Here is a 21359-nt window from a genome sequence, read left to right on the forward strand (position 1 = left end):
CCTTGCCAATCTGTCAGGCGGGCCTCGCGCCGAAATTGGGAATCCCCTCTGTGCAGGGCGGGCTTCGTGATTGCATTCGTTCCAGCCATGGACCCGCGCTCGCGTCAGGACCTCATCACCGGTGCCTTGCTGGGAACCCTCGTGGGAGATGCGCTGGGGCTGCCCCGGGAGGGACTCAGCCCTCAACGCGCACACCGCATGTTCGGCGGCGCGCCGCTGCGACACCGGCTCGTGCTGGGCCGAGGCTTCGCGAGTGATGACACAGAGCACGCGTGCATGACGGGCCAGGCGCTCCTCGCGCAACCCGAGGACGCGTCCCTCTTCGCTCGCGACCTGGGGTGGAGATTGCGCGGGTGGTTCCTGGCGCTGCCAGCGGGCATCGGCTGGGCAACGGTGCGTGCCATCGCGAAGCTCTGGCTCGGCTTCTCACCCGAGCGCAGCGGCGTCGTCTCCGCGGGCAATGGCCCTGCGATGCGCGCGCCGCTGCTGGGGGCCTGTCTCGCCACGCATCCAGAGCGGCTCGACGCCTTCGTGCGGGCCTCCACGCGACTGACACATCGAGACCCTCGGGCCGAGGATGGTGCACGACTCGTCGCTCGGGCCGCCGCGTACGGCGCGCTGCACGGGCCCGAAGGCGTGAAGGACTCGGCGGCCGCGCTGCGGATGCTGCGCGACACCACCACCACCGCCGAGTTTCATGCGGTGCTCGACACGCTGAGCGCGCACCTGGCACGAGGTGCGTCCCTCGTGGAGCTCACCCAGTCACTTGGGCTGGAGCGAGGAGTCACGGGCTACGTCATGCACACGGTGCCCGTGGCGCTCTATGCGTGGCTGCTCCATCCGGACGACCTCCCTCGCGCGGTGGAGGAGGTCATCCTGCTCGGCGGAGACACGGACACGGTGGGCGCCATCGTCGGAGGCATGCTCGGAGCCACCGTCGGCGCGGGCGGCATTCCTCCCACCTGGTTGGACGGAGTCGCCGAGTGGCCCCGCTCCACGCAGTGGATGCGCACGCTCGCCGAGCACCTGGCGCGACAGTTCCCGACCGGCGAGCCACCTGTCGAGAGGACAGGCCCGCTCGCCCTCTTCTGGCCCGGGTTGCTTCCGCGCAACCTGGGAGTCCTGGCCATCGTGCTGGCGCACGGCTTCCGCCGCTTGCTGCCGCCCTACTGAGCGCCTCGCCCCGAGAGACCTGCCCAGACCTTCTGCATGGCGCTCCGAACGAGGCCCTCATGAACACGCGGAGGTCCGCGCCACCTCGGCCACTCACACGTGCGTATCGGCCGTGGGCTGCTCGGCCGCCGTGCCCCCACCGACGCCGCGGGCCGCCTTCAGGCTCTCGGGGATGATGAGCGGCCGTTCCAGCCGATCCCGGTCCCACTTCCCCAGGTCCGCGCACGCGTCATAGGACGTCTGGAGGAACTCGAGCAGGTACGCCCTCGGGTCCCTCGAGCGGCGCACCGACTCGTACGGCAGCAGGAACTCCTTGAGCCTCGGGTCGTACCCGCCCTCCGCCGGCTCCACGCGCGCGGCGGAAAAGCCCGTCGGCTCCGGCGCGGCGTAGCAATAGAAGGCCGCGCCTCCCAGCGCCTCGGTGCCGGGCCAGAAGCCCGCGCTGCAGACCTCCTCGCAGTACGCTTCCGCGGTCACCGCGTCCGCGCCTTCCTTCATCGGCGCGGGCCGACCCGCGAAGCGCGTCACCGCCAGGTCGAAGCTCCCCCAGAAGAACTGCACTGGACTGCACTTGCCGGTGAAGCGCGCGCGGAACTCCTTCAGGACGAGGTCCGCCTGGAGCAGGGCCCGCCACCAGCGCCGTGCGTGCTCGGCCACGTAGGTGTCGTGGTGCCGGTCCTCGCTGAATGGCGTGGTGTCGTCCGGTATCTCCACCGGCTGCTCCCAGATGCGCACCTCGATGCCCAGCGAGCGCAGCGTGGCCATGACGTCCCGGTAGAACTCCGCCACCGGGCGAGCCGTCAGCTCCATGACGCGCACGTCTCCCCGACTCGTCAGGAAGCGCAGCTCACTGGCGAGGAAGTCGAAGTCCACCTCGAAGCCGCCGTTGCCATAGGGGATGAGCGTCGTCGTCAGGCCCCTCGCCGTCACGCGGAACGACACGTTCCACCAGTGGTTCTCCGGTGGCGTCAGCGCCAGCCGCACCTTGCCGAGCACCTGGGTGTACCGGTGCAACGTGGCATAGGTGTCCTTCCACTCCGCGAAGGGAAGCGCGGGCCACGCCTCCTCCCGCGAGCTCCATCCAGGTATCGACGCGATGGCCATGCGGCTCCCTCCTCAAGGGCCACGTCCACCACGACGGTGGCCTCCTGGAGGCCCGCATGCCAACCCCCTGCGGACGACACGACACCGGCCCGGGTGGATGCTCGCTCCGGGCCGGCGAGAGGTCAGGCGAGGGCTACGGCTGGGCGAGCGCGGCGTCGACGGCCTTGCGCAGCTCGTCGCTCTCCGGCGTCACCTTGCTGGGGAAGCCCGCCTTCACCTGGCCGTCCTTACCGACGACGTACTTGTGGAAGTTCCACTTGGGCGCGTCGTGGTTCTTCGCGAGGAAGGCGTAGACGGGGGACTGGCCGGCGCCCTTCGTCTCCACCTTCTCGAACATGGGGAAGGTGACCTTGAAGCGCAGCTCGCAGAACTTCTTGATGTCCTCCGAGCTGCCCGGCTCCTGCCCGCCGAAGTCGTTGGACGGGAAGCCCAGCACGACGACGCCCTTGTCCTTGTAGTCCTGGTACAGCTTCTCCAGGCCCGCGTACTGCGGCGTGTATCCACACTCCGACGCGGTGTTCACGACCACCAGGACCTTGCCCTGGAAGTCGGAGAGCTTCTCGGCCTTGCCATCGAGACGGTTCGCGGACAGGTCATGCAGGGACATGGGCTTCTTCTCGCTCGGGGGCTGGGACTTCGCGGGAGTGGAGGGCTTCGTCGCCGTGTCCCCGGCGAGTGCCGGGGTGACGAAAAGCGCCGTGGCGACAGTCAGTACACGGAGGGTTCTCATGTGGCCGCAAGGATGCCGAAGCCCCGCCCCCTTTTCACGGCCTTCTGTCCTGACTTCGACATCCCACCCTCACCGACTCCCCGCCGCACCGCGACGCGACGCGGGGCGCTCCTCGCCCGAGAAGAGTGACTTGAGCACTCGCCCGGTGGCCGTCTTCTGCTTCGCCACCTCGCGAGGCGTGCCCTCCGCGACGATGAGTCCACCCTCGTCGCCACCCTCCGGCCCCAGCTCCACGACGTGGTCCGCCGCGCCGATGACGGACGGGTGGTGCTCGATGACCACCAGCGTGTCGCCCCGGTCCACCAGCCGGCCCAGGAAGGTGATGAGCTTCTCCACGTCGCCCAGGTGCAGGCCCGTCGTCGGCTCGTCGAGCACGTACAACGTGGGCTCGTGCCGCGCGGAGGCCGTCAGCTCGGAGGCCAGCTTCAGTCGCTGCGCCTCGCCGCCCGACAAGGTGTTGGAGCCCTGCCCCAGTTGGAGATAGCCCACGCCCAGGTCCGACAGGCATTGCAGCGGCGCGGCGACCTTGGGAATGGAGCGGAAGACATCCTTCGCCTCGTCGGCGGACAGCCTCAGCACGTCACCGACGGACAGGCCGTGGTAGCGAATCTCCAGCGTGGCCGCGTCGAAGCGCGCGCCGCCGCAGGCCTCGCACGGCGTCACCACGTCCGGGAGGAAGGACATCTCGTGGGAGATGGAGCCCTGCCCCTCGCACGCGGTGCACCGTCCACCCGCGGCGGTGTTGAAGGAGAAGCGCGCGGCGGAGAAGCCCCGAATCTTGGCCTCGGGCGTCGCGGCGAAGGCCCGGCGCAGCTCGTCCCAGATGCCCAGGAACGTCGCCGGCACCGAGCGCGGCGTGCGGCCGATGGGCGACTGGTCCACCGACATCACCCGCTTCACCGGGTCCACGCCCTTCAGCGACTCGAAGGGTCCTGGCTTCGAGGACACCAGCTCCAGCGCCTCGCGCAGCGCCGGGTAGAGCACCTGGCGAATCAACGTGCTCTTGCCGGAGCCCGACACGCCGCTGACGACGTTGAGCCGGCCCAGGGGCAGCCGCAGGTCCACGCGCTTCAGGTTGTTGGCGCGCGCGCCCTTCAGCTCCAGCCAGTGCTTCGGCTCGCCACGTCCGGACGGAGGCCGCACCTGCGCCTCACGCAGCGCCCGCGCCGTGGGGGAGTCGCTCTGCAGCACCACGTCCGGAGGTCCCTCCGCGAGGATGCGTCCGCCTCCCCTGCCTCCCGTGGGCCCCAGGTCGAGCAGGTGGTCCGCCGCGCGGATGGTGTCCGAGTCGTGCTCCACCACCAGCACCGTGGAACCCGTGTTCACCAGCGCGCGCAGGTTGTCGAGCAGGCGGTGGGTGTCGCGCGGATGCAGGCCGATGGTGGGCTCGTCCAGCACGTACATCGCGCCAGTGAGGCCCGCGCCGAGCTGCGCCGACAGCCGCAACCGCTGCATCTCACCGCCCGACAGCGTGGCCGCGTTGCGGTCCAGGGACAGGTAGCCCAGGCCCACGCGCTCCAGGAACTCCATGCGTCGCAAGAGCTCCTGGCGGGACGGCTCGCCGAGCAGCGCGCGGTCGCCCTTGAACTTCCAGCCCTTCACGCGCTCCAGCGCGGAGGCCACGGACTGCTTCACCACCTCGTGGTAGCGCGCGCCTTCCAGCCGCACGCCGCGAGGCACCGGGTCCAACCGGCTGCCACCGCACGCGCGGCACGGCGCCGTCTCTCCCTCGGCCTGCGCCGCCGGCCCACCCTGCACGCCCGTGCCCTCGCACGACTCGCAGCGGCCCTGCTTCGTGTTGAAGGAGAACCAGCGCGGGTCCAACTCCGGCACGGCGGTGCCGCACTTCGGGCAGGTGCGCTCGGTGGACAGCAGCGTCTCGCCCTTCGACGCGCGCAGCTTCAGCGCGCCCTGGCCCCAGCCCAGCGCCTTGTCGAACACGTCACGCGGCAGCTTCGAGAGCTTGCCCTCGTACATGACGAGGTCGATGTCGTGCTCGCGCGTCTTCGCCAGGCGCGGCGGGTCATCCGTGGACGCGAGCTGCCCGTCGACGATGGCGCTGGTGATGCCCCCGCGCGCGGCGGCGGTGAAGACATCCAGGTACGTGCCCTTGCGAGAGCGCACCGCGGGCGCCAGCACCGTCCCGTCCCCCTTCATCGCGGTGAGCTGCGCGAAGAGCAGCTCCGGGGAGATGGAGGTGATGGGCGTGTCGTCCTTGGGGCAGTGCGGCTCGCCCAGCTTGGCGAACAGCAGGCGCAGGTAGTGGGCCACCTCGGTGACGGTGGCCACCGTGCTGGTGCCACCCGCGCGCGAGGTGCGCTGCTCCAGCGCCACCGTGGGAGGAATGGAGCTGACGCGCTCCACGTCCGGCCGGGGCATGGTGGGAAGGAACTGCCGCGCATAGGGGCTGAGCGTCTCCAGGAAGCGCCGCTGTCCCTCCGCGAACACCACGTCGAAGGCCAGCGAGCTCTTGCCCGAGCCACTGGGCCCGGTGACGACGGTCATCTTCCCGAGCGGAATCTTGCACGACACGTCCTGGAGGTTGTGCTCGCGCGCGTGCTCCACCTCGATGGCCGGCGCGGCCTCCTTGCCCGGCTTGCGCAGCTTCACCGCGCGGCCCAGCGGCTTGCGCTCGCCTCGCAGCGCCTCCGCCGTCGCGCCCTGGCCCCGCGCCACGTCCGTAGGCGTGCCCTCGGCCACCAGACGGCCGCCGTCCTTGCCACCCACCGGACCCAGGTCGATGACCCAGTCCGACGCCTTCATCACCGACACGTCATGGTCCACGACGATGACGCTGGCGCCACGGTCCACCAGCGCGTGCAGCGCGTCGATGACGTGACGCACGTCCTCCGCGTGGAGGCCCGCGCTCGGCTCGTCGATGAGGAACAGCGAGCCCTTCGACTCGGAGGCCAGCGCGCGCGCCAGCTTCAGCCGCTGCGCCTCGCCGCCCGACAGCGTGGACAGGGGCTGTCCCAACGGCAGATAGCCCAGGCCCAGCCGCGCCACCGGCCCCAGCGCGCGCTGGAGGGCCGCGTCGCTCCCGAAGTGCTGGAGCACCTCCGCCACCGTCATCTCCAGCACCTGCGCCACGCTGAAGCCCTGGTGACGGACGGCGAGCACCTCTTCCTTGAAGCGCCGGCCCCGGCACACCGCGCACAGCAGGGCCACGTCCGCGAGGAACTGCATCTCCACCGTCTCGTAGCCCTCGCCCGAGCACGCCTCGCAGCGACCCTTGTCCACGTTGAAGGAGAAGTGGGCCGGCGTCAGTCCTCGCACCTGCGCGTCGGGCTCCGCGGCGAAGCGCTCGCGCAGCCTGTCCCACGCCTTGGTGTACGTGGCCGCGTTGCCGCGCGACGTGCGCCCCAGCGGAGACTGGTCCACGAAGGTGATGGACTTCACCGCCTCGGCGCCCTCCAGCGCGTCCACCGCGCCCGGAGCCTCCACGTCCTTCACGCCCAGCCGCCGCGCCAGGTGCCGGTAGAGCACCTCGTCCACCAGCGTGCTCTTGCCGGAGCCGCTCGGCCCCGTCACCGCGCACAGCACGCCCAAGGGCACGCTCACCGACAGCGCCTTCAGGTTGTGCTCCCGCGCGCCCCGCACCTCGATGGAGCCCGTCTTCGCGCGCGGCGTCCTCGACGACTCGCCGGTCCCCGCGAGCAGTCGTCCGGTGGGCAAGTCCTTGCGCTTCGCCAGCGCCTCCGGCGTGCCATCGAAGCACAGCCGCCCACCCTCGCGGCCCGCGCCAGGGCCCAGCTCCAGCACGCGGTGCGCGGAGCGGATGACCAGCGGGTCATGCTCAATCACGAGCGCGATGTTGCCCCGCTCCGCCAGCTCCGCGATGGCCTCCGTCAAGGGCGGCACATCCCCGGGGTGCAGGCCCACGGTGGGCTCGTCCAGGACGAACAGCGAGCCGGTGAGTGACGTGCCCAGCGCCGCTGTCAGCGACACGCGCTGCGCCTCGCCTCCAGACAGCGTGCGCGCCTGCCGGTCCAACGTCAGGTAGCCCAACCCCACGCGCCGCAGATAGCTCAGGCGTCCGGACAGCTCGCGCCGCGCCAGCTCCCCCTGCCCCGTCGTCGTGCGCAGCGCCTCCAGTCTGGACACCGCCTCCGTCAGCTCCAGCCCGTGCCAGCCCGGCAGGTCCAACCCACCCACACGGTACGCCCGCGCCTGCTCGTTGAGCCGCGCGCCGCCACAGCTCGCGCACAGCGAATATGCGCGGTAGCGCGCGAGCAACACGCGCACGTGCATCTTGTACGTGCGGCCCTCCATCCACCGGAACCACGCGCGCACGCCCGGGTACGCCCGACCCTCGTCGTAGTCCCCCGCGCCCTGCAGCACGGACTCCTGCTGCGCCGGCGTCAGCTTTCCCCAGGGCGCGTCCATGGGGATGCCCTTCGCGCGGCACCAGCGCTGGAGCATGCCCCGCTCCCACTCCGTCGACGCGCCGGACCAGGGGCGGATGGCCCCCTCCGACAGACTCAGCGCCGGGTTGGGAATCACCTTGTCCCAGTCGATGCCGATGGTGCGACCGAAGCCCCGACACGCCGCGCACGCGCCCACCGGCGACTGGTAGCTGAACAGGCCCGGCCGCGCGGCCTCGAACTCCCGCGCGCACTTCGGACACACCAGCCCCCGGCGCACCCGCTTCGGCTCGGCGCCGGCCACCAGCACCACCGCCTCGCCCTCCGAGCGCGCCCACGCGTCCTCCATCGCCTGCGTCACGCGCGACAGCTGCGACGCCGACAGCTTCACCCGGTCCACCAGCACCCGCGCCACGCCCGCCGCGTCCGTCGCCTCCGACGGCTTGAGCGACTCCAGCTCCCGCACCTCACCCTGCACCACCAGCCGGTGGTGTCCGTCCTTCAGCAGGCGCGCGCGCACGTCCAGGAACGCGGCCGTGTCGGCGATGCGCAGCGGAAAGGCGATGAGGGCCTGGGCGTCCGGCGATTCACGCAGGAGCGCCGCCGCCGCGACGCGCGCATCCGTGCGCACCGCCTCCACGCCACACGTGGGACACACCGGCATCGCCTCGCGCGTGAAGAGCGCGGACAGGTACGGCTCCACGTCCGCCAGCGTCGCCACCGTGGAGCGAGAGCTCTTCACCGGCGCGCGCCGGTCCACCGCCACGCCCGCGGCCACCGGCTCCAGCGCGTCCATGGGCGGCCGCTCCAGCCGCTCCAGGAACTGCCGCGCATACGGGCTGAAGCTCTCCACGAAGCGCCGCTGCCCCTCGGCGTACAGCGTGTCGAGCGCCAGGCTGGACTTGCCCGCTCCAGACACACCGGTGATGCAGACCAGCTCCCCTTCCGCCAGGTCCACGGAGAGGTCCTTCAGGTTGTGCGTGCGCGCGCCTACGAGGTGGGTCTTGTGCATTTCGGGTCGGAGGTTTAACGACCTGACACTTCAACGCCACAGACAAGTGAACCAACGGGCCTTGGAATGCCCCCCCTGGTTGGGTGAAGGGCGAGCGGCTTGCTACAACTGGGGTACAATGAGCGCGCGGGGGCGGCGCCCGGCCCAGGTGCCCAGATGCCCCGCGATGCAGGAGTTCCCCATGGCCGAGGGAATCGACAGGTCTCCCCCCCGTGACGCGCTGGTCCATGCCTGGCCCTCGCTCGTGCTCCTGGAAATCGACGGCCACACAGCCTCCGCCTTCGTGGCCACCGGACAAGGACACCTCGTCACCAGCCTGCATGCCGTCGCCGGCGCGCGGCTCATCCACGCGGTGATGGCGGATGGAACCCGCGCGGAGGTGGCTCACGTGGCCGCCATGGATGACCGCCGTGATTTGGCCATCCTCCGATTACCGGGGACGGACCTGGCCCCACCCCTGGGGCTCACGCCCGCACCCCTGCCCGCCGAGGGGGACACCGTCTATGTCCTGCGACCCGGCGTCGGCCCCGCACCGGAGGTCCGCTCCCAGCAGGTGCGGGCCGTGCAAGTGCTCGGCGACTGGCTCACCCTGCTGGAATTGACGCGCACGCTGCCCGAGGAGTCCTCCGGTGGCCCCGTGCTGGATATGAGCGGCGCGGTGGTGGGCGTGGCCACGGCGGCGCTCGCCAACGGCCGCTCGCTGGGACTCGTCATCCCCACGCGCTACATCGCGCCGCTGCTGCGGGGCTCGGCCGCCTCGCCGCTGTCCGCGCTGGAGGCACCGCGCCGCAGGGCGGGCCGCGTGCGTCAGGTGCCGCAGCATCCGCTGAGCCTGCTGGAGGGCGCGACGACGGAGACGCTGGAGTCCATCGCCACCACGCTCGGCCACGCCATCAACGCGGGCGCCCCCGCGTACAACCGCGGCGACGTGGACGGCTGCTACCGCCTCTACGCCCGCACCGCCGAGCGCCTCATCGACACCTGCCACCCGTTCCCCGGCGCCCAGCGCGCGCTGCGTGACGGCCTCACCCGCTGCGTGGACCTGCCCGACTCCGACGACCGGGCCTGGGCCCTGCGCGACACCTTCGACGGGCTCCTGGACGTCATCGGCCGCTGGCTGCAAATCCGCCCGGAGGCCTCCCGCATCACCCGGCCTCCGGCCGCGCCGCTGCCCAAGCGCTACCTCAACTAAAACGCCGGCTCACGCCTCGTCCCAGCGCACGCGCAGCGCGTAGCCGGACGGCTGCCGCTCCAGCACCTCCACCCGAGGCTCCACCCGGGTGCGCCGCAGCACGCCCTCCACCACGCCCGCCACGAAGTCCGGCAGCGGGTCTCCGTCCACCACCCGCACGCGCCACTCGCGCTCCTGCACCGGCTCCAGGACCATCTTCATGTCCTCGCGCCCCGCCTTGAGGTACGTGGGCAGCCGCGTCAGACAACGCTCGGTACCCAACAGTGGCGCCGCGGTGGCGAAGATGCGCCCCACCAGCGTCTGCGCGAAGCCCTCCACGTAGTGGTGCCCCAGCGCCCGGTTGGCCTCCTCAGCGGGTTGTCCCGCGCACGCGAAGCGCCGCGCCACACCCAGCGCCGCGCGCCACACGTTGAGGGGGTAGTACTCCTGCGACGCCTCGGTGTCGTAGCCGATGTCCCGCAGCGACTGGGCGAACGCACCGGAGGGTTTCAGCGCATGGACGAACAGCCCCTCGAAATTGCGCCGAGGCACCTGCACTGGCACGTAGGGCGCCTTGCGAAGCCCCACCTCCGCGTCCTTCGAGCCCCGACGCTCCATGGCGTTCCCCCCTCCGAATCCGCCGGTCCGCACCGGCCCGGTACCACTCTAACAGCCCGCGGCTCTCACGGCTTTGCTTGCCCCGGGAAACTAGCGCCTCAGCACACTTTTACAACACGAGGGCTCGTGCAACGATGGTCGTTTCGATGCGAGGAGTCCCATGCGGGTCCTGATAGTCGCTCAGGGAGGGGCGGACCTGTCGCCACTGGAAACCCTGCTGGAAGCCAGGGGGAACACGGTGGTCCATGTCGCGCGCGACGTGGACGTTCCGGCGGCCTGGCGCGCCGAGCCCTGTCCTCTTGTCGTCCTGGATGCGCGCGAGCCGGGCTCGCGCATTCCCCTGGTGCGGGCCCTGCGCAGCCTGCCGGGTGGCCCCTCGGCGGTGGTGTTGCTGGTGGGACGACGCGGCGGGCTGCACCTGCTGGAGCCCGCGCTGGAGGACGGCGCGGACGAGGTTCTCGCCTGGCCCATGGAGCAGGAGGAGCTGCGGCTGCGGCTGGACATGGCCGAGCGCCGCTACCTGCGCCGCGAGTCCCGCACGGGCGTGCCGTTCGGCGACGAGCTGCGGGACACCATGCTGGCCGTCAGCCCCGTGCCCACGTCCATCACCACCCTGGGAGAGGGCCGCGTCGTCGCGGCCAATGACGCCTACTTCCGGGCGTTCGGCTACTCGCGCGAGGAGATGCTGGGGAAGACCACCGTCGAGCTGCGGCTGTGGGAGCGGCCGTTCGACCGCTCGCACGTCATGGAGCGGCTGCGCCAGCACGGCTCGGTGCGGGGCGTGGACGCGCAGTACCACACCCGCACGGGAGAGGTGCGTCACACGCTCCTGTTCATGGGGCTGGTGCCCTACGCGGGCGAGCCGCACGTCATCTCCTTCTTCCCGGACATCACCCCGCTGAAGCAGGCGGAGGAGGAGGTCCGCCGCTCCGAGGTGAGCTTCCGCACCCTCATCCAGAGCCTGCCGGACCTGGTGGCCGTCTTCGACCGCGACGCGCGCGTGCGCTACGCCAACCTGAAGGTCGCCCGCGCCCTGGGCTACTCGGACGTGCGCGAGCTCATCGGCAAGCACATCTCCGACATGATTCCCCCCGAGGACCTGGCCTCGGCGGACGCGCGCATGCACGAGGCCCTGCGCACCGGCCGCAACGCGCTTCAGGAACGGCGCATGGTGCGGCGCGACGGCGGCATCCTCCACGTGGAGTCCACCACCTTCCCGCTCCACTTCGACGGCGAGGACTCCATCGTCTCCGTCGCGCATGACCTGACGGAGCGCCACCAGATGCAGGCGCGGCTGATGCTCGCCGAGCGCATGGCCTCCGTGGGCACGCTCGCCGCGGGCGTGGCGCACGAAATCAACAACCCCCTGGCCTACCTCACCGCCAACCTCGCCTTCGCCCGCGAGGAGCTGTCCAACCTGCCCGTCCCCGGCGCGCCCGGCGTGGACCCGGCGCTGGCGGAGGCCCTGGCGGATGCGCAGTCCGCGCTCGCCGAGGCCCAGCAGGGCGCCGAGCGCGTGCGCACCATCGTCCGCGACCTGAAGACCTTCAGCCGGGTGGACTCGCTCGAGGACGCCGTCGTCGACGTGCGCCAGGTGCTCGACTCCACGCTGAACCTGGCCACCACCGAAATCCGCCACCGCGCCCGGCTGGTGAAGTTCTTCGAGGACGTCACGCCCGTGCGCGCCAACGAGTCGCGGCTGGGCCAGGTGTTCCTCAACCTCCTGGTCAACGCCGCGCAGGCCATCCCCGAGGGCTCGCCGGACCGCCACGAGATTCGCGTCTGCGCGCGCATGGGCGACGGCGGCCGCGTCATGGTGGAGGTCTCCGACACGGGCGTGGGCATCGCCGCGGAGCACCTGCCCCGCCTGTTCGACCCGTTCTTCACCACCAAGGCCCCCGGCGTGGGCACGGGCCTGGGCCTGTCCATCTGCCACAACCTGGTGACGGCGCTCGGCGGGGAGATTCGCGTCCGCAGCTCCCCCAACCGGGGCTCCACCTTCCAGGTGCTGCTGCCCGCCGCCGAGCGCCCGCGCGAAGTCGCCCAGCCCCCGCCGCTCGACACCCCCGCCGCGGAGAAGCGCGGCCGGCTGCTCGTGGTGGATGACGAGCCCCTGGTCTGCACCGCCCTGGGCCGCACGCTGCGCCCCCACCACGACGTCACGCTCGCCACGCGCGCGCAGGACGCCCTGGAGCGAATCGAAGCCGGCGAGCACTACGACGTCGTCTTCTGTGACTTGATGATGCCCGGCATGAGCGGCATGGACTTCTACTCCACGCTGATGAAGCGCTATCCGGACCAGGCCCGCCGCGTCGTCTTCCTCACCGGCGGTGCGGTGACACCCCAGGCCCGCGCCTTCCTCGAAACCGTCACCAGCCCCCACCTCGAAAAGCCCTTCGCGGGCCGGGAGCTGCTGTCGTTGGTCCAGGAACGATTGGCCAGGGCCTGATCCGGGTCAGGGTCCACCTGGGGAGGAATCGGACAGGCTCACGCGCCGGCTGTCCTTCAATTCCCCAGCGCTTCCACGGCCTTGCCCAAGCGGCGTCCCGCGACGCCCTCGCAAGCCCGCAGATTCATTGACCTCAAACTAAATCCTCCGAGTAAGCGCTCGCGATTCCTGAAGATATTCCAGGGACGAACGACTGCGTCATGGGCTGGTACGCGTGTTGCTCAGGGCTGACGCGCCGCACCGTGGAAGGCCTTGCGGGGTGGCGGCTCGGGCGAGGTCCGGAGGTCTTCGGGGTCCGCTCGGCACATCGGTTGACTGGGAGACATCTGGCGTGACGGCGGACAGGAACAAGCTCGGTGGGACGCTCGCGGGGTGCGTGTGGTGGCTGGGCGTGGCGATGGTGGCCACGGCTGGGACCGCGTGCGCGGCGGCGCCCTCCCCGTCGTCCATGTCCCCGGCGCGCGGCGCCACGGCCTTCACCGCCGACACGGTGGTGGAGCGGGCGCGGGCGAAGGCGGCCCAGGCGTACGTGGAGCCCGTGTCGACGCTGCCGGAGTCCTACCGGACGCTGGACTACGACGCGTACCGGGACATCCGCTTCCGTCCGGAGAAGGCGCAGTGGCGCGAGGCGGGGCTGCCCTTCCAGGCGCAGTTCTTCCACCCCGGCTTCTTCTTCCAGTTCCCGGTGGCGATGAACGAAGTGTCCGGCGGCAAGGCGGCGCCGCTGCGCTTCTCGCCGGAGTTGTTCACCTACGGCCCGCTGGTGAAGCCCGGCCCGCTGAAGAAGGCGGACGGCTACGCGGGCATGCGGCTGTCGCATCCGCTCAACCGCTCGGACATCTTCGACGAGTTGGTGGTGTTCCTGGGCGCCAGCTACTTCCGGGCGCTGGGCCAGGGCAACCTGTATGGCCTGTCCGCGCGCGGGCTCGCCCTCGACACGGCGACGTCGCGCGCCGAGGAGTTCCCCGCCTTCCGTGAGCTGTGGCTGGAGAAGCCCGCGCCCGGCGCGGACCGAGTCGTCGTGCACGCGCTGATGGACAGCCCCAGCGTCACCGGCGCGTTCCGCTTCACCGTCATCCCCGGGGCGAACACGGTGATGGAGGTGGAGGCGACCGTCTTCGCGCGCAAGGCCGTGGAGCAGCTCGGCGTGGCGCCGCTGACGAGCATGTACCTCTTCGGGGAGAACGACCGGGGCGACTACGACGACTTCCGGCCGGAGGTGCACGACTCGGACGGCCTCTTCGTCTGGACGCGCACGGGCGAGCAGCTCTGGCGCCCCCTGCAGAACCCCGAGCGCATCAACGTCTCCAGCTTCCAGGTGGAAAGCCCGCGCGCCTTCGGCGTCCTGCAGCGCGACACGGCCTTCAACCACTACGAGGACCTGGAGGCGCACTACGAGCGCCGCCCCAGCGCCTGGGTGGAGCCGGTGGGCGAGTGGGGCCCGGGCGTGGTGCGGCTGGTGGAGCTGCCGACGCCGGACGAGACGAACGACAACATCGTCGCCTTCTGGGTGCCCCAGAAGCCGCTGGCGGCGGGGGACTCGCTGCGCGTCGCCTACAAGCTGCACTGGGGCTCGCGCTCGCCGTGGCCCGTGACGGGCGCCACCGTCGTCAGCACGCGCCTGGACGCGGGCGACTCCTGGAAGGGCGCCCGGCTGAAGGACGCGCGCCCCATGCGCCGCTTCGTCATCGACTTCTCTCCCGTGCCGGACCTGAAGGAGAGCGACACGCCCGTGGAGCTCGTCGTCAGCGCCGCCTCGGGCAAGGTCCTTCGCCCCATCGCCGCCCGTCACACGCCCACGGGCGGCTGGCGCGCGACCTTCGAGCTGCACCCCGCATCACCCGCGGTACCGACCGAGCTGCGCGCGTTCCTGAAGCGCGGCTCGGAGACCCTCACCGAGACCTGGAGCTACCTGTGGATTCCGTGACGACGCTGACCGCCTGCCCCTCCGTCCCGTCCACCGTGTGGGCAGTCCCGCGTTCTCGCGCGGCACTCGACACCTTCTTCCGCGGCTTCGGCTTCAACGACGAGGCGGACCTGTCCGCGCTGGCGGCATGGGTGCTGGACGGCTACAGCGCCCATGGTGGCCAGCCCCAGGCGGCGGTGGCGCTGGCCCGTGCGCGCATGGAGACGTGGCTCTCCAGCGTGCTGGGCCTGGAGCACGCGGGTCCGGGCTTGCTGGCGCGAGGCCGCGCGGCCTTCGTCCTGTGCGACGGCGCGAGCCGGGGTGCCCGGCTGCTCACGCGGCCCGCGGCGCCGGAGGACTTCGTGCGCGCGGTGCGTGCGGCGGTGCCGGTGCCGGCGCCCGCGCAGGTCAGCGCGGTGATGCCCGAGCAGCAGCTCGTGCTGTGGCCGTTCGGTGAGCTGCTGCGCCGCTGGTGGCGTGGGGCGGCGCCGGACGTCTCCATCTCCCGCTGAGCGGGGGAGCTCCGGAGCCTCGCGATGGAAGCCCACTCGTTTTCGCCCGAGAGCGCCGGCTTCCGGCGCGCCGGAGTCCTGGGCCTGGCGGCCGTCACCACCGTCGTGGGGACGCTGGAGATGCACCGCCTGCTGAGCGCCCAGGGCACGTCGGCTCCGGAAGTCGTGTTGGTGTTCCTCTTCGCGCTGTGCTTCGGGTGGATTGCGCTGTCCTTCTGGACGGCCATCGCGGGCTTCCTCCAGCTCGCCCTCGGGCCCCGGCTGCCCGGGCTGCGCTACCCCTCGGTGGACGAGGAGGCCCTGCCGCTGGCGTCGCGCACGTCGGTGGTGATGCCCATCCACAACGAGGACCCGGCCTCCGTCTTCGCCAACGTGCAGGCGACGTACGAGTCCGTCGCTGCCACCGGGCACCTGGACGCCTTCGACTTCTACGTGCTGAGCGACTCCACGCGCGCGGAGGCGTGGGTGGCGGAGGAGCTGGCGTGGTCGGACTTGTGTCGCCGGGTGGGCGGCCAGGGGCGCATCTTCTACCGGCGGCGCACGGACAACACGGGCAAGAAGGCGGGCAACCTCGGCGACTTCTGCGAGCGGTGGGGACGCCGCTACGACTTCACGGTGGTGCTGGACGCCGACAGCCTGATGGACGGCCGCACGCTGGTGAAGATGGCGCGGCTGATGGAGCTCAACCCGCGCGCGGGCATCCTCCAGGCGCCGCCGCTGAACGTGGGCCGCACCACGCTGTTCGCGCGGCTGCAGCAGTTCGCGGGCCGGGTGTACGGGCCCATTGTCGCCGCGGGCGCGGCGGCGTGGCAGCTGGGCGAGTCCAACTACTGGGGCCACAACGCCATCATCCGCACGGAGGCGTTCATCAACCACTGTGGCCTGCCGGTGCTGCCGGGCAAGCAGCCCTTCGGCGGACACATCCTCAGCCACGACTTCGTCGAGGCGGCGCTGATGCGGCGCGCGGGCTACACGGTGTGGCTGGTGCCGGAGCTGGGGGGCAGCTACGAGCAGCCGCCGCCGAACCTGCTCGCGTACGCGCAGCGCGACAGGCGCTGGTGCCAGGGCAACCTCCAGCACCTGAGCCTCGTCATGGCGGGGGGCCTGCATCCGTTCAGCCGGGGCCACTTCTTGATGGGCGTGATGTCCTATGTCGCCTCGCCGCTGTGGCTCTTGTTCCTGCTGTCGGGCCTGGTGGCGGCGCTGCATGACCGCTTCTTCTTGGACGCGCACTCGCTGGACACGGCGAGCCTGGCGTTCGATGCGCCGGGCTCGCTGCGCCTGTTCGCGGTGTCCATGGGCATGTTGCTGACGCCCAAGCTGCTGGGCCTGACGCTCGCGCTGGTGCGTCCGGGTGAGGCGGCGAAGATGGGCGGCCGGGTGCGGCTGACGCTCAGCGTGTTGCTGGAGAGCGTGCTGGCCTCGCTGCTGGCGCCGGTGATGATGCTGTTCCAGTCGCACTTCGTCTTCGGGACGATTCTGGGCTACCGGGTGAACTGGTCCAGCCAGCAGCGCGAGGACGCGGACCTGCCCTGGGCGGAGGCGGCGCGGCGCCATGCGGCGCACGTGGCGGCGGGCGTGGGGCTCGTCGCGGCGGCGGCCCTCGTGAATGCGTCGCTGGTGGCGTGGCTGATTCCTGTGGTCGCGGGCCTGCTGCTCTCCGTTCCCCTGACGGTGCTGACGGCGCGCTCCTCGCTGGGGCTGTGGACCGCGCGCCGAGGGCTGTTCCTGTTGCCCGAGGAGACGGAGCCGCCCGAGGTGCTGGAGCGCGCGCAGTCCATCACCGAGGAGCATGGGGTGGAGCCCGTGTCGGACGCGGTGGAGCGGGTGCTCACCGACGCCAAGACGCACGCGCTGCACCTGGCGCTGCTGGAGTCGCAGCCGGGGCTCGCCGAGAGCACCTCCTCGCCCGCGGCCCTGGAGTCCGCGCGACGCAAGCTGCTGGGCGGCAGCGCGGAGCCCCTCTCCGCGCAGGAGAAGGTGGCGGCCCTGCTGGACGTCGGCACGCTGAGCGAGGCCCGCGAGCAGCGGCTCACGCGCGCCCTGTCCTGACCTCAGGCGGCGGCGAAGTCAGTCCTCGTCGTGCAGCACGAGGTCCAGCGTGGGGAGCGCGTGGCCCTCCAGGGAGGCTCGGCGCACCTCGCGGTCCTCGAACCGGCGGGACATCAACGCGCGCAGGTTGAAGCGCGCGGCCCGGGCCAGCCGAGCGGCGCGGGCCTTGAGCGCGCCACGCGACACCCGCTGCCTGGAGGTGAGCCCCACGAAGACGCGGTTGGCCGTTGTCTGCGAGTCGAACGCATAGAGTTGCACGAAGCTCGCCCGCCACGTCTGGAGCATCGCCGGGTACTGCGGATTGGGCGAGCGGTGCACGTTGCTCACCATCACGCCCTCCGGAGCGAGTCGCGCCTGCGCCGCCTGGAGGAACTCCCACGTCGCCAGCGCCTTGGGCATGCCCCGGGGGCCATACGCATCCAGGAGGATGACGTCGTAGGCGGGCCCGGGTGTTTCGATGAAACGGCGCCCGTCGGCCACGTGCGCATGCAGCAGCCCGTCCTCGCGGAAGCCGAAGTAGCGCCGGGCGACCTGGAGCACCTCCGCGTCGGAGTCCACCGCGTCGATGTGCGCCTGGGGCAGCGCGGCGCGCAGGAACATGGGCAGCGAGCCTCCCCCCACGCCAATCATCAGGATGCGCTGGGGGATGGCCGAGAAGGCCACGCCGCCAATCATGCCCTGCGTGTATTCGAGCTCCAGGCGCAGCGGGAAGCCCTGCCCCATCACGCTCTGGTAGGCGCTGTCCCAGCCGAACTGGAGGTAGCGCCGACCCTCGTCGTCCTCGCTGACGATGCAGCGGTGCGAGCCGGCGAGTCCCACGTGCAGCACGGTGCGCGGCTGGGAGAGCCAGCGGAAGACTCGCGCGAGGTAGCGCCGGGAGCGCTCCACCCTGCCCCCGGGAAGGGAGAGGCCGAGCGGTGCGCCCTGGCGGGGGAGAACCCGCTTCCAGGGCGCCTCGCACCACCAGGGACCTCCCGCGCGCGGCCAAGTCACACGCGAAGGTCTATCATTTCCCCGGCCGGCTTTTGACAGCTCCCGCTCACGCGAAGAGGCGACGCAGCACGGCCACCATCGCCCCCACGTCGGACGCGCACGCCATCTCCCGGATGGAGTGCATGGACAGCATGGGGTTGCCCACGTCCACGGTGCGGATGCCGAGCTGTCCCGCCGTAATCGGGCCGATGGTGCTGCCGCATCCCAGGTCCGTGCGCGTGACGAAGTGCTGCGGCGTCACCCCCGCCTCGCGACACAGCGCGGCGAAGTACGCCCAGGACTCGCCGTCGGTGGCGTAGGACTGATTCACATTCGACTTGATGACGGGCCCGGCGCCCATCTGCGGCTGGTGCTTGGGCTCGTGCAGCGACGCGTAGTTGGGGTGCACCGCATGCGCCATGTCCGCGCTGACCAGGAACGACTGGGCCATGGCGCGGTGGAACGCGTCCGGCTTTCCGTCCGAGAGGCTCAGCGTGAGGCGCTCCAGCAGCGTGCGCAGGAAGGGGGACGCGGCGCCCTGCGCGCTGCGGCTGCCCACCTCCTCGTGGTCGAACAGGATGACGCCGCTGGTGGCCTCGCGCGAGGCGGGGCCGGTGAGCAGCGCCGTCAGGCTCGAATGACAGCTCGCCAGGTTGTCCAGGCGCGGCGCATGGAGGAACTCCTCATGCACGCCCGAGCGCGTGGACGGCTGCAAGTCATAGAGGCACAAGTCGTAGCCGAGGATGTCGGCGGCCTCCGCCTTCACGCCGCCCTTCGACAGCTCCTTCACCAGCAGGGCGCGCAAATCGAACGCGCCCGCGCTCTCCAGGCCCAGCACGGGGACCATCTGCTCCTGCGGGTTGAGCTTGAGGCCCTCCGTGTTCACCCCCCGGTTGAGGTGGATGGCCAGGTTGGGCACGCGCAGCAGCGGCTTGCGGAAGTCCACCAGGTGGCCCCGGGGCTTGCCGTTCTCGAGCAGCACCACGCGGCCGGCGAGGGACAAGTCGCGGTCCGTCCAGGTGTGCAGCAGCACCCCGCCGTAGATTTCGACGCCGAGCTGCTGGTAGCCGTTCTTGGTGACTGGGGCGTTGGGCTTGAGCCGCAGGTTGGGCGAGTCGGTGTGGGAGCCGACCAGCCGGAAGCCCGCCCGGTCCACCGGCGCGGTGCCGAGGTGGAAGGCGGCGATGCTGGTGTCGCCCCGGGTGACGTAGACGCGCTCACCGGGCTTCAGCGTCCAGGACTCGCGCTCGTCCAGGGCGCGGTAGCCGGCCTGCTCCAGGCGGCGGGCCGTCTCGCGCACCGCGTGGTACGGCGTGGGCGAGGCATCGATGTACGCGAGCAGGTCATCGGCCAGGGCATCGGTGTCGGTGGGGCTCATGTGGGCCCGAAGCTAACCGCTGGCGGGCGTCCCGCCACCTCCGAATCACGTCCCCCGAGCGGGCGGCCGGGCCCCTGTCCCCGGCGGAGGGACGGTGGAGGACGGCCGTGCCTGGGGGGCGGCGTCGAGGAACGTCCCCAGCAGCACCCACCGGCGGGACTGGTCCTCCTGGCCGCGCCGGGCGAGCAGCGGCGTCGTGTAGTGCCAGAAGGGCAGCCGGTACACGGTGATGCCGCCCACGGTGCTCACGCGCGTCATCTCCGACAGGTGCCCGTCCTTCTCGTAGACGAGGTACTGGTGGTCCACGCCGGGCATGGTGAGGCTCACGTGCATGTCCACGTAGCCGTCGCGGGCTTCGACCTCCTCCGGGTGGTGGTCGTTGTGCGGGCCGGAGTAGTCGCCGGGGCCGTAGCACAGCACCTGGATGCCCCACTTGCGGCGCAGCACCCGGCCGCTGACGGAGGCGGCGAAGGCGGCGAAGGTGTCCGAGCGGAGCATGGTGGTGAGGCCCACCGCTTCCGCCGCGCGCCAGGAGCGGGAGCGCCGGTTCTCCAGCAGCGCGGTACGCACGCGGACCGTCTTGGGCAGCAGCTCCATGTAGTTCATCGTCATCCCGGAGATGGAGTCGAAGGGGATGGGGTCCTCCATGCGCACCAGGGTGTCGTTGAGCGCCGTGTCGAGCGCATCACGACAGGCGGCGGCGCGAGTCGCGTCCACCACGCCCTGGAGCGAGACGAAGCGGCGCGCGGGGTCCAGCAGCGCGCCCGACACCGACGTGTCGCGCCCGTCCAGGATGCGACGGCCCTTGGCGGTGAGGAGGTCAGCGAACTCGGCGGGGAAACGCTTCATGGCGCCCCGAATACGGCTTCACGGGCCGGTTGTCCTGCGGAATGCGCGCTGCCTTCGAGGCGGGACGGGCTCCGGTGGAGCGACTCATGACATGCCGCGTCACACAGGGAGTACGGCTGGAGTTCCGCTGGGCGGCAACCTTTACCGAGATCCTGCGATAACCTCCTGATTCGTCGAATCCCGGAGAGTCCCCCCAGCATGGATCCCATCCGCAACCGCCCCCGCGTCGTCACGTCGAACCCCTCCACGCTCCAGCCGCAGAAGGAGGCGCAGCAGACCGTGGCCCCGGCGAGGACCAACGCGGTGGGGCATGCGCAGCTGAGCACCTTCGAGGCGAAGCTGGCGGCGCCAGCCGCGGCGACGCAGCCGCTGCCCGGCGCGTGGCGTGGCGGGCCGGACACCGAGGTGGGCAAGGCGGTGCAGGCCATCTGGGAGCGGATGAAGACGATGCCGGGGGCGGATGTCACCATCAAGGGTGACACGCCGGCGTCGCTGTTGGGCCGCGCCATCCTGGACGGCAAGAAGGTGTCGAACGAGCAGATCATCGCGATGTCGAAGGTGACGTTGGATCAGCTCGCGACGGATCCAAAGGACCGGGAGAAGGTCCTGAAGAAGGTGCCGAACGCGCGCGAGCTGCCGGTGCACAAGTTCACGGTGGCGATGTTGTCGGCGGCGACGGGGATTGATCCGAAGAAGCTGTCCGAGGCCTGTCCCGACCTGGGCCTGACGGGCGCGCCGGGCACCCCGCTGCTGTACGCGGCGGAGGGACAGGGCATGCAGCGCTCCACCGCGCTGCACGACTTCACGGACTACCTGCGCGGCGCGGGCCTCAAAGGCATGAACAAGGCCGTGTGGGGCGTGGAGAACCGCATCCTGTCCGCCATCGTCTCCGCCGTGGGCGGCGGACGGTACTGAGCAGACCGGGGTTCACGCCGTGAGGCGTGTCAGGGCCGTGTCCCGAACAGGGGCACGGCCCTTCGTCTTTCAGGGGGCAAGCTTCGAGGGTGCGACGCTCAAGGTCCGGGCCTGTGCGCGGCTGGGGCAATGGCTCGCATCCACGAACATCTCC

14 protein-coding genes are annotated in these 21359 nt (G+C 71.2%); 7 read left to right on the plus strand and 7 right to left on the minus strand.

Going from position 1 to position 21359, the window contains the following annotated elements:
* Positions 1-66 precede the first annotated feature (66 nt).
* Positions 67-1173, plus strand: coding sequence for an ADP-ribosylglycohydrolase family protein (locus tag LZ199_RS13695; protein WP_253994119.1), 1107 nt, complete (start codon positions 67-69; stop codon positions 1171-1173).
* Positions 1174-1266: 93 nt separating this feature from the next.
* On the opposite strand, the gene LZ199_RS13700 is transcribed toward LZ199_RS13695, so the two are convergent.
* The 3 genes from LZ199_RS13700 to uvrA form a co-directional block, all read right to left on the minus strand.
* Positions 1267-2277: a DUF5996 family protein gene (locus tag LZ199_RS13700; RefSeq protein WP_253994120.1), complete on the minus strand. Its 1011-nt coding sequence runs from the start codon at positions 2275-2277 to the stop codon at positions 1267-1269.
* Positions 2278-2410: 133 nt separating this feature from the next.
* Complete coding sequence (locus LZ199_RS13705; protein ID WP_253994121.1) at positions 2411-3007, minus strand: glutathione peroxidase; 597 nt, start codon at positions 3005-3007, stop codon at positions 2411-2413.
* A 69-nt stretch (positions 3008-3076) separates the two neighbouring features.
* Positions 3077-8383, minus strand: a complete 5307-nt coding sequence (gene uvrA, locus LZ199_RS13710) for an excinuclease ABC subunit UvrA (protein ID WP_253994122.1) — start codon at positions 8381-8383, stop codon at positions 3077-3079.
* A 181-nt stretch (positions 8384-8564) separates the two neighbouring features.
* Here uvrA and LZ199_RS13715 point away from each other — a divergent pair, with 181 nt between their 5' ends.
* Entirely contained in the window at positions 8565-9575 is a 1011-nt protein-coding gene (locus LZ199_RS13715) for a S1 family peptidase (protein ID WP_253994123.1), read from the plus strand.
* 9 nt (positions 9576-9584) lie between these two features.
* Here the strand turns inward: LZ199_RS13715 and LZ199_RS13720 are convergent, their stop codons facing one another.
* On the minus strand, positions 9585-10172 hold the full coding sequence (locus LZ199_RS13720; RefSeq protein WP_253994124.1) for a DUF2378 family protein: 588 nt from the start codon (positions 10170-10172) through the stop codon (positions 9585-9587).
* Positions 10173-10332: 160 nt separating this feature from the next.
* On the opposite strand from LZ199_RS13720, the gene LZ199_RS13725 reads away from it, so the two are divergent.
* The 4 genes from LZ199_RS13725 (at position 10333) to mdoH (ending at position 17091) form a co-directional block, all read left to right on the plus strand.
* Complete coding sequence (locus LZ199_RS13725) at positions 10333-12621, plus strand: PAS domain S-box protein (protein ID WP_253994125.1); 2289 nt, start codon at positions 10333-10335, stop codon at positions 12619-12621.
* A gap of 331 nt (positions 12622-12952) precedes the next feature.
* The gene (locus LZ199_RS13730) at positions 12953-14548 is read left to right on the plus strand and encodes a glucan biosynthesis protein (protein ID WP_407667196.1); all 1596 of its coding nucleotides are present in this window, start codon (positions 12953-12955) and stop codon (positions 14546-14548) included.
* Entirely contained in the window at positions 14545-15039 is a 495-nt protein-coding gene (locus LZ199_RS13735) for a hypothetical protein (RefSeq protein WP_253994126.1), read from the plus strand. The genes LZ199_RS13730 and LZ199_RS13735 overlap by 4 nt, the downstream gene beginning before the upstream one ends.
* A 24-nt stretch (positions 15040-15063) precedes the next feature.
* Complete coding sequence (mdoH, locus tag LZ199_RS13740; protein WP_253994127.1) at positions 15064-17091, plus strand: glucans biosynthesis glucosyltransferase MdoH; 2028 nt, start codon at positions 15064-15066, stop codon at positions 17089-17091.
* An 18-nt stretch (positions 17092-17109) separates the two neighbouring features.
* Here the strand turns inward: mdoH and LZ199_RS13745 are convergent, their stop codons facing one another.
* From LZ199_RS13745 to LZ199_RS13755, 3 genes are all read right to left on the minus strand, one after another.
* On the minus strand, positions 17110-17979 hold the full coding sequence (locus LZ199_RS13745) for a spermidine synthase (protein WP_253994128.1): 870 nt from the start codon (positions 17977-17979) through the stop codon (positions 17110-17112).
* Between the two features lie 151 nt (positions 17980-18130).
* Positions 18131-19441 (minus strand): M18 family aminopeptidase, encoded by a 1311-nt coding sequence (locus LZ199_RS13750; RefSeq protein ID WP_253994129.1) that lies wholly within the window; start codon positions 19439-19441, stop codon positions 18131-18133.
* A 45-nt stretch (positions 19442-19486) separates the two neighbouring features.
* On the minus strand, positions 19487-20290 hold the full coding sequence (locus LZ199_RS13755; RefSeq protein WP_253994130.1) for a hypothetical protein: 804 nt from the start codon (positions 20288-20290) through the stop codon (positions 19487-19489).
* 198 nt (positions 20291-20488) lie between these two features.
* Between LZ199_RS13755 and LZ199_RS13760 the strand changes: the two genes are divergently transcribed.
* Positions 20489-21205, plus strand: coding sequence for a hypothetical protein (locus tag LZ199_RS13760; RefSeq protein WP_253994131.1), 717 nt, complete (start codon positions 20489-20491; stop codon positions 21203-21205).
* Positions 21206-21359 lie beyond the last annotated feature (154 nt).

This window comes from Myxococcus qinghaiensis, from assembly GCF_024198215.1.
In the GTDB taxonomy this organism is placed as follows: Bacteria; Myxococcota; Myxococcia; order Myxococcales; family Myxococcaceae; genus Myxococcus; species Myxococcus qinghaiensis.